Here is a 9,086-nt window from a genome sequence, read left to right on the forward strand (position 1 = left end):
CGGCAGGCGCGCCTGCCTTCGGGTGCCCGCCGCCGGATGCCCGTCGCGGCCTTTTCACGATTCTTTTTGCAGGTGACTCAAGCAATGGCACAACCACGCCGAACTTCGAAGCAATCGAAACAAGCCGGAGGGACATTTCTTGGAATCGTGCTGGGCCTGATCGTCGGCCTCGCGATCGCGGTGGTGGTGGCGCTCTACATCACGCGTTCGCCGTCGCCGTTCGTGTCGAAGGTCGCGCCGCCGCCGGCCGACAACGGCGCGAGCCAGCCGCAGCAGTTCGACCCGAACCGTGCGCTGCAGGGCAAGACGCCCGGCCAGCCGGTGCCGCAGGCCGCGCAGCCCGCGCCGCCCAATACCGCGCCCGGCCAGGCCGCGAACCAGACCCAGGGCGGCCTGCTGCCCGAACCGCAGATCGTCGAAGTGCCGCCGTCGGGCAACGCGAACGGCTCCAGCGGCTCGAGCAACACCACCGCATCGAACAATGCGTCGTCGGGCAACGGCGTCGCCGTCGCGCCGAAGCCGGCCGACAACACGCCGCCGCCGAAGAAGACGCAACAGGCGCAGCAACAGCAGCAAGGCGGCGAGGACGACCTCGCGCGCTTCGCCGCGCAGAAGCAGGCGCAGCAGGCTGCCGCGCAGAAACAGCAGCAACAGCAACTGGCCATGAACACGCCGAAGCAGTCGCCGTCCGCGACGTCCGCCGCGGCAGCGAAGCCGCCGACCGCGAACGATGCGAACACCGGCTACTTCCTGCAGGTCGGCGCGTACAAAACGGAAGGCGACGCCGAGCAGCAGCGCGCGCGCCTCGGCTTCCAGGGCTTCGAGTCGAAGGTGTCGAAGCGCGATGTCAGCGGTGTGACCTATTTCCGCGTGCGCGTCGGCCCGTTCTCGAAATTCGAGGATATGAACTCGGCCCGTCAGCGCCTGTCCGATGCAGGTGTCGACACGGCGGTGATCCGTTTCACGAAGCAGTAAGCAACCGGCCGCGCCCACGCAGAACCCGTTACGTTTCGTAACCCGAGCAACTGATTCGACGTCTACAACATGAAAAAACTGCTTAGCACGCTCCTTCTGTCCCTGGGCCTGGCCGCTGCCGGCTTCGCCCAGGCGTCGCCTGCCGCACCGGTGTCCGGCAAGGACTTCGAGGTGATGAAGTCGCCGCAGCCGGTGTCCGCGCCGGCCGGCAAGGTCGAGGTCATCGAATTCTTCTGGTACGGCTGCCCGCACTGCTACGAATTCGAGCCGACGATCGAGGCCTGGGTGAAGAAGCAGGGCAACAACATCGACTTCAAGCGCGTGCCGGTCGCCTTCCGCGATGATTTCATCCCGCACTCGAAGCTGTACTACGCAGTGTCCGCGCTCGGCATCTCGGAGAAGGTCACGCCGGCGATCTTCAACGCGATCCACAAGCAGAAGAACTACCTGCTGACGCCGCAGGCGCAGGCCGACTTCCTGGCGACGCAGGGCGTCGACAAGAAGCAGTTCATGGACGCGTACAACTCGTTCAGCGTTCAGGGCCAGGTGAAGCAATCGGCCGAGCTGCTGAAGAACTACGCGATCGACGGCGTGCCGACGGTCATCGTCCAGGGCAAGTACAAGACGGGCCCGGCTTACACGAACAGCATCGCGGGCACCGCTCAGGTGCTCGACTACCTCGTGAAGCAGGTTCAGGACAAGAAGCTCTGACCCCCGCCCCCGCGCCGGCATGACTACTCCGCTGAAGGTCTTCATCACCGGCGCGTCGAGCGGCCTCGGCCTCGCGATGGCCGAGGAATACGCCCGCCAGGGCGCCACGCTCGCCCTCGTCGCGCGCCGCACCGATGCGCTCGATGCGTTCGCGCGGCGCTTCCCCAAGCTGTCCATCTCCATCTATTCCGCCGACGTGCGCGACGCCGATGCGCTGGCCACAGCCGCCGCGTCGTTCATCGCCGCGCACGGCTGCCCCGACGTCGTGATCGCGAACGCGGGCATCAGCCAGGGCGCCGTCACGGGCCAGGGTGATCTCGCCACGTTCCGTGACGTGATGGACATCAACTACTACGGGATGGTCGCGACATTCGAGCCGTTCGTCGGCCCGATGACGGCCGCGCGCCACGGCACGCTGGTCGGCGTCGCGAGCGTCGCCGGCGTGCGCGGGCTGCCCGGTTCCGGCGCGTACAGCGCGTCGAAATCGGCCGCGATCAAGTATCTCGAGGCGCTGCGCGTCGAACTGCGCCCGGCCGGCGTCGGCGTCGTGACGATCGCGCCCGGCTACATCCGCACGCCGATGACCGCGCACAACCCGTACCGGATGCCGTTCCTGATGGACGCCGACCGCTTCGCGGCCCGCGCCGCGCGTGCGATTGCGCGGCAGCACGCGTTCCGCGTGATTCCGTGGCAGATGGGCGTCGTCGCGAAGGTGCTGCACGTGCTGCCGCGCTGGCTCTACGACCGCCTGTTCGAGAAGGCGCCGCGCAAGCCGAAGGCCGGCGCGCACTGAGTTCGCCGGGCGTCCGGCGCGCTTCTCGCGCCGGGCCCGTGCTTCATCCGCGTCGCAGCCGCACGGTTTTCTTCGTTTCAGCCGCCCCCTCGCCCCTCGCCACTCGCCCCTCGCCACTCGCCGCGCGTCGCTGTTGCGGCTGCCCTGCCAAGCCATCGCGCCCGCCGATGCGCGTTGCCCCCGCTGCCTTCACAACCGCCCGCCGTCCGACCTCCGTCGCCGCCGTCCCTCGCGCCACTGCCGCCCCAGCACGCATTCCGTCGCGAACGCAGCCGTTTATCGCTCAATTCACTGTGTTCCGGCGCCTTTTTCCACGTGCCGCTCGCTTTGACGGTATCCTATTCGCCAGCCGCGCCTGCCCCGTCCCCTACCGGGCCGCGCCCGCACCCGACACCCGGCATAAATCACAAGTCAGTGGGAGAACCCATGCACGTCAAGCTGTTCGCCGCGGCTGCGCTCGCCGCCGCCCTCGCCGCTCCCGGCCTCGTCGTCGCCAAGCCGCTCACCGTCTGCACGGAATCGAGCCCGGACGGCTTCGACGTCGTGCAGTACAACTCGCTGGTCACCACCAACGCATCGGCCGACGTGATCTTCAACACGCTCGTGTCGTACGACGAAGCCGCGAAGAAGGTCGTGCCCGCGCTCGCCGACAAATGGGAGGCAAGCGCCGACGGCCTCACGTACACGTTCCACCTGCGCCCGAACGTCGCGTTCCAGACCACCGACTACTTCAAGCCGGGCCGCTCGCTGAACGCGGACGACGTCGTGTTCACGTTCTCGCGGATGCTCGACGATGCGAACCCGTGGCACAAGGTGGCCGGCGCGAGCGGCTTTCCGCACGCGCAGTCGATGGGCCTCGTGAAGCTGGTGAAGTCGGTCACGAAAGTCGACGACAACACGGTGAAGTTCGTGCTGAACGAGCCGAACGCGACGTTCGTGCCGATCCTGACGATGGGCTTCGCGTCGATCTACTCGGCCGAATACGCGGACCAGCTGCTGAAGGCCGGCAAGCAGGTCGACCTGAACGCGAAGCCGATCGGCACCGGCCCGTTCGTGCTGAAGAGCTACACGAAGGACGCGCTGATCCGCTACGACGTGAACCCGACCTACTGGGGCACGAAGCCGAAGGTCGACCGGCTGATCTACGCGATCACGCCCGACCCGTCGGTGCGCATGCAGAAGGTAAAGGCCGGCGAATGCCAGATCGCGCTGTCGCCGAAGCCGCAGGACGTGCTCGCCGCGAAGGGCGAAAGCGCGCTGAAGGTCGTGCAGACGCCCGCGTTCATGACCGCATTCGTCGCGCTGAACACGCAGAAGAAACCGCTCGACAACGAGAAGGTGCGCGAGGCGCTGAACTTCGCGTTCGATCGCGCGACCTACCTGAAGGTCGTGTTCGACAACACGGCGACGGCCGCGAACAACCCGTATCCGCCGAACACGTGGAGCTACGCGAAGGATATCGCGCCGTATGCGTACGATCCCGCGAAGGCGAAGCAACTGCTCGCGCAGGCCGGTTTCCCGAACGGCTTCTCGACGACGATCTGGACGCGCCCGACGGGCAGCGTGCTGAACCCGAACCCGAAGGCCGGCGCGGAACTGCTGCAGGCCGACCTCGCGAAGATCGGCGTGAAGGCCGAGGTGAAGGTGATCGAATGGGGCGAGCTGATCAAGCAGGCGAAGCTCGGCCAGCATGACATGCTGTTCATGGGCTGGGCCGGCGACAACGGTGATCCGGATAACTACCTGTCGCCGCTGTTCAGCTGCAACGCGGTGAAGTCGGGCATCAACTTCGCGCGCTTTTGCGACGCGCAGCTCGACAAGCTGATCGCCGACGGCAAGTCGACCGCCGACCAGGGCAAGCGCGCGAAGCTGTATGAATCGGCACAGAAGATCATCCATGATCAGGCGCTGTGGATTCCGCTCGGCTACCCGACCGCGGCGGCGCTCACGCGAGCGAACGTGAGCGGCTATCGCGTCAGCCCGTTCGGCCGCCAGAACTTCACGGCCGTCTCCGTGCAGTAACCGCGCATGGCGCGCAAGCGACGGCACGCTCGCCCGTCGCTTGCGGCCCGCGCGTCGCGCTGCATCACGTTTCCCAAAGGCAGCGCGACGGGTGGCGTGACGAACCCGTCGCGTGATTGGCGCTTACGATCGCTCCTCCGTTCGCGCGCCGCCCGAATCGACGAATTGCTGCCTGAAGAGCCGCGCCGCTTCCCGCAAGCCTTCATCCGTCAGGATGATGGATTTCGTCTTGTTGATCGGGTCGCCGATCAGACCGCGCTGGTGCAACCGATTCAGCACGTCCCAATCAAAGCTTTTCCATGCGCGATTGCCGTCATGCAGCGTCAAATGCAAGAGCGCGAGCACGGCATCGTCGACTGCCTGCAGATCGATATGCATTTCCATGCCCCCTCTCCTTGTCAGCCGGATCACGCGCGGAGCTTCTCGAGCAGCTTGATGAAATTGCGCTTCGCACGGTAGGTCTTGCGAATCTCTTCGAGTTCGACGTCGAATACCGCCTGCTGGCGATGCGCAGCCCGCAGCGCGCAAATTTCGCGCACGACGCCGAACGCCTCGTCGTATCGCGCACTACCCGCGCCATGGCCGAGCGCGAACGGCAGATATCGGTGATACAGCGCGATCGCGTCCTCAGGATGCGTCCTCGCCCGCGTAGCGGCCACCGTCGGCCACACGAGGGTTTCGACCGGGCCGCCCTGAAACGCGTCCCACGCTGCGTCGTCGTCCCGCTCCGCGAGCAAGAGTTTCACCAACTCGGTGCGCGGCGACGGCTCCCAGCGCCGCGCACCGGTGCCGGCCTCCCCCGGCGCTTCGCGCTTGCGGGCAAGAGACTGCAGATGGGAAATCGCGCATGCCTTCACGGTAGCGTCTCGTTTCGTCCGCTTTGCAACCTTCATCAATGCATGGAATGCGTCGGCCGTCGGATGAACCGCGAAGCGCTCCCATGCGAGTGCGTCCGCCCGATCGAACGCGCGCCGCCGCAAATGCTCGTCGATGCAGAAGCCCATCAGCCGATCGTCGTGCCGGTCCTTCATCTCGCGCATTCCGCGTTCGGCCCACGCCAGCCCTTCGTCGAAACGTCCGTGCTCCGCGCACAGTTCCGCGATCTGCGCATACCGGTACGACGCCGATAAGTCCCGTGACCAGATGTGTATCAGCGCGTCGACGTCGCCGTCGTGTTTCGCGAGCGCCTCCATCGCATGCTCGAGATTGTGGCGCACCATGTTATGCGCGTACTCGTCGCGCTTGTTCAGCGGCCGCGCGGGCAGCACGGCCCAACTTTCCTCGACGCGCTCCCGATAGCGGCCCAATCCCGCGTCGCCCAGCACCTCCGTGTAGGCCGGCAGTACATCGCTGAACGTATCCCACTGGCCGGCGGTCTGCAGGCGAAACAGTCGGTCCGCCAGCTTCACCGGATCCGGCCGTGTCTGAAGGCATGCATCGAGGTGCAGCGCAGCCAATTCGCCGATTCCAGGTGCAACGCTGCCGTCCGAGTCATCGATCTGTTCGAGGCTCGCTTCCGCGTCGGCAATCGCGAGTTCGGCCAGTTCGACGACCCGCGCGGCATGGGGACCGGCCAGCTGCTGCCGCAGCATGTCCGCGAGCTCGAACAGCTGTTCTCCAAACACGTGCGCCTCGCTCCAGCCGAGCGGCCGCGACACGCGGGCCATTTGCCGGACGGCGGCGCGCAGACTCGTGATGTCACCGGCCTGCGCCGCACGCGCGTCGAACAGCAGCCTGTCGCGCAACGATCGGTCGCGCGCGGCCACGTCGAGCAGCCAGCGGCGCAGCGCCTGCTCGTCGAGCGTCTCCAGGTGGTCGCGAATCAACTCCGCGTGCGTCTTGCGCTTGCGCTTGCGCCGCGGCCGCGCGGGCTCGCGTTCCTCGTCGTGGAAAACCTCGTCGCCGCTGTTCTCCAGCCATGACAACGCAACCGCCACCGCATGCTTGCAAAACGCTCCGTCGTCACCGACCGGGCAATTGCATGCATAGTGCAGCATATCGTCGTTGCCGACCGCGAATTCGACGTGATAGCGATACGTGCCGCGCACGGCCGCCGACAGCTCGCCGTCGCGCTCGATCAGCCGCGAAACCGCGCCATCGCGCCATCGCGATAGTAGGCTCGACCGCGCTCGAAGGATTTCGCGTCGGTCAGCGCCCGGATCGCCGAGAGCGTGATGAGGTCGGAGAGACTGACATTGCGTGGCATGAATCGTGGCGTACGGGGTGATTGAAACGGAAACGACGGCGATGCTCCGTCGCGCACTCGGCGGCTGGAGCGGTCAGGCCCGCGCGTAGCGAATCACGCCGTCGTCGCCCTGCTCGCGCACGAGCTCGCCCGCCAGCCACAGCAGGTTCAGGTGGGCGAGCGCCTCGCCGAGCGCGAACGTCATCTGATGGATGTCGAGCTCGCGGCGGCGGAACATGATCGGCACGATGTCGGCCGCGCTGGCCGGCTTTTCCGCGCACGCGGTACGCACTTCGTCGAGCCGCGCGTCGTGGTGCGCGCGCAGTTGCGCGATGCGCGTGCGCACGCCGCGGAACGGCTTGCCGTGCGACGGCAGCACGAGCGTGTCGGGCGCCATCGTCTCGTAGCGGCCGAGCGATTCCAGGTACAGCGCGAGCGGGTTCGCCTCCGGTTCGAGATCGAATACGGATACGTTGGTCGAGATGCGCGGCAGCACCATGTCGCCGGAGATCAGCACGCCGTCCGCTTCGCTGTAGAGCGCGCAATGCTCAGGCGAATGGCCGTAGCCGGTGACGACGCGCCACGTGCGCGCGCCGATCGTCACCGCGTCGCCTTCGCGCAGGCGCCGGTAGCGCGGCGGCACGGCCGGCACGAGATCCGAGTAGTAGCTGCGGCGGCTGCGCAGCTTGTCGAGCGCGACCGGGTCGGTCAGGCCGTGGCGCGCGAAGTGATCGGCCGCGGCCGCGCCGCCGGCGTTCGAGCCGTTGCCGGCCGCCATCAGGCAGCCGAACATGTATTCGCCGAGCGTCATCCACAGCCGCACGTTCCAGCGGCCCTGGTCGCCGCCTTCGCACAGCCAGTTCGCCAAGCCGAAGTGATCGGGGTGGCAGTGCGTGACGAGCACGCGCAGCACCGGCAGCCCGTCGAGATGCCGGTCGAAGATCTGTTCCCAGTGCGTACGGATTGCGTCCGACGAGATCCCGCAGTCGACGATCGTCCAGCCGGCCTGTCCGTCGATCTCGTCGCGCAGCAGCCAGAGGTTGATGTGATCGAGCGAAAACGGCAGCGGCATGCGCAGCCAGCGCACGCCGGGCGCGACCTCGAACGTGTCGCCCGCGGCGGGCAGCGTGTCGGCGAAGGGATAGTCGAGTTGGTGTTCCAGTGCGTTCATCGGTGGGGTGTCTCGTCGTTATCGGTGCAAATGCCGGTGCAAATGCGGGCGCGCGTGCGGATGCGCAAGCGCGCGGGCGGCAGGCCGCGGCGGGCATCGCGTCGATTCTATCGCCGTCGCGCGAAGCGCGTGCCCGGCAGGCATCGGTCGGTCAAAAAAAGTTCGTGTCAGAATCGGTTCCGTACCCATATCTTTACGCGAAGATGCACCGAACGGCATGCAACGGTGAACAACCCGCGCATTGACGGCACTCGGTGCCAAACCCCGAAAGTCATTGAAACGCCGACTTGGGCGCTAGAATGGCGAGTGCTTACAGTCCCTCTCGAACGAGCCTGCACGCGATGAATCACTTCCCCAAACTGCTGTCGTCACAGATCGGTTTCGACGTCGCGCAGACGATGCTCGAATACTTCGACCGCCACTACCGGATCTTCCGGGAAGCCGCGGTCGAGGCGAAGACGCTATACGAGCGCACCGACTGGCACGGGTTGCAGCGGCTGGCGCGCGAGCGGATCACGTCGTACGACGATCGCGTGCAGGAATGCGTCGAGGTGCTGGAGGACGAATACGACGCGGAGAACATCGACGACGAGGTGTGGCAGCAGATCAAGCTGCATTACATCGGCCTGCTCACGTCGCACCGCCAGCCCGAGTGCGCGGAAACGTTCTTCAATTCGGTGTGCTGCAAGATCCTGCACCGCTCGTATTTCAGCAACGATTTCATCTTCGTGCGGCCCGCGATCTCGACCGAATACCTCGAGAACGACGAGCCGGCGGCGAAGCCGACCTATCGCGCGTACTATCCGGGCACCGACGGGCTCGCGGCCACGCTCGAGCGCATCGTCACGAACTTCCAGCTCGAGCCGCCGTTCGAGGACCTCACGCGCGACACCGGCTGCGTGATGCAGGCGATCACGGACGAATTCGGCCAGTTCGAAGAAGCGCCGAATTTCCAGATCCATGTGCTCTCGTCGCTGTTCTTCCGCAACAAGAGCGCGTACATCGTCGGCCGCATCATCAACGCCGATCGCGTGCTGCCGTTCGCGGTGCCGATCCGGCACGTGCGCCCCGGCCTGCTCGCGCTCGACACGGTGCTGCTGCGCCGCGACCTGCTGCAGATCATCTTCAGCTTCTCGCACTCGTACTTCCTCGTCGACATGGGCGTGCCGTCCGCGTATGTGGACTTCCTCTGCACGATCATGCCGGGCAAGCCGAAAGCCGAGATCTAC

9 protein-coding genes are annotated in these 9,086 nt (G+C 66.3%); 5 read left to right on the top strand and 4 right to left on the bottom strand.

The features are described 5' to 3' along the window. Window positions 1–84 precede the first annotated feature (84 nt). From DIE15_RS21455 to DIE15_RS21470, 4 genes are all read left to right on the top strand, one after another. Window positions 85–975, top strand: coding sequence for an SPOR domain-containing protein (locus DIE15_RS21455; RefSeq protein WP_124834286.1), 891 nt, complete (start codon window positions 85–87; stop codon window positions 973–975). 69 nt (window positions 976–1,044) lie between these two features. Next, complete coding sequence (locus DIE15_RS21460) at window positions 1,045–1,686, top strand: thiol:disulfide interchange protein DsbA/DsbL (RefSeq protein ID WP_124834287.1); 642 nt, start codon at window positions 1,045–1,047, stop codon at window positions 1,684–1,686. 19 nt (window positions 1,687–1,705) lie between these two features. Continuing rightward, complete coding sequence (locus DIE15_RS21465; protein ID WP_057928575.1) at window positions 1,706–2,479, top strand: SDR family oxidoreductase; 774 nt, start codon at window positions 1,706–1,708, stop codon at window positions 2,477–2,479. 426 nt (window positions 2,480–2,905) lie between these two features. Beyond that, window positions 2,906–4,501 (top strand): ABC transporter substrate-binding protein, encoded by a 1,596-nt coding sequence (locus DIE15_RS21470; protein ID WP_124834288.1) that lies wholly within the window; start codon window positions 2,906–2,908, stop codon window positions 4,499–4,501. A 123-nt stretch (window positions 4,502–4,624) separates the two neighbouring features. On the opposite strand, the gene DIE15_RS21475 is transcribed toward DIE15_RS21470, so the two are convergent. From DIE15_RS21475 to DIE15_RS21485, 4 genes are all read right to left on the bottom strand, one after another. After that, complete coding sequence (locus tag DIE15_RS21475; protein WP_173938508.1) at window positions 4,625–4,879, bottom strand: DUF6429 family protein; 255 nt, start codon at window positions 4,877–4,879, stop codon at window positions 4,625–4,627. A 29-nt stretch (window positions 4,880–4,908) separates the two neighbouring features. After that, a complete protein-coding gene (locus DIE15_RS21480) occupies window positions 4,909–6,549 on the bottom strand; it encodes a DUF6880 family protein (RefSeq protein WP_311771980.1) in 1,641 nt (546 codons plus the stop codon). Window positions 6,550–6,578: 29 nt separating this feature from the next. Continuing rightward, window positions 6,579–6,707 carry a hypothetical protein gene (locus DIE15_RS38050; protein ID WP_311771981.1) on the bottom strand — a complete coding sequence of 43 codons (129 nt, stop codon included), beginning with the start codon at window positions 6,705–6,707 and terminating at the stop codon, window positions 6,579–6,581. Between the two features lie 73 nt (window positions 6,708–6,780). Beyond that, window positions 6,781–7,857 carry an MBL fold metallo-hydrolase gene (locus DIE15_RS21485; protein ID WP_057928579.1) on the bottom strand — a complete coding sequence of 359 codons (1,077 nt, stop codon included), beginning with the start codon at window positions 7,855–7,857 and terminating at the stop codon, window positions 6,781–6,783. A gap of 341 nt (window positions 7,858–8,198) precedes the next feature. Between DIE15_RS21485 and DIE15_RS21495 the strand changes: the two genes are divergently transcribed. Beyond that, a partial coding sequence (locus DIE15_RS21495) for an isocitrate dehydrogenase kinase/phosphatase AceK regulatory subunit (RefSeq protein WP_185734525.1) occupies window positions 8,199–9,086 on the top strand: 888 nt, incomplete at its 3' end.

Origin of the sequence: Burkholderia sp. Bp9031, assembly GCF_003857965.1 — a bacterium.
Lineage (GTDB): Bacteria > Pseudomonadota > Gammaproteobacteria > Burkholderiales > Burkholderiaceae > Burkholderia > Burkholderia ambifaria_A.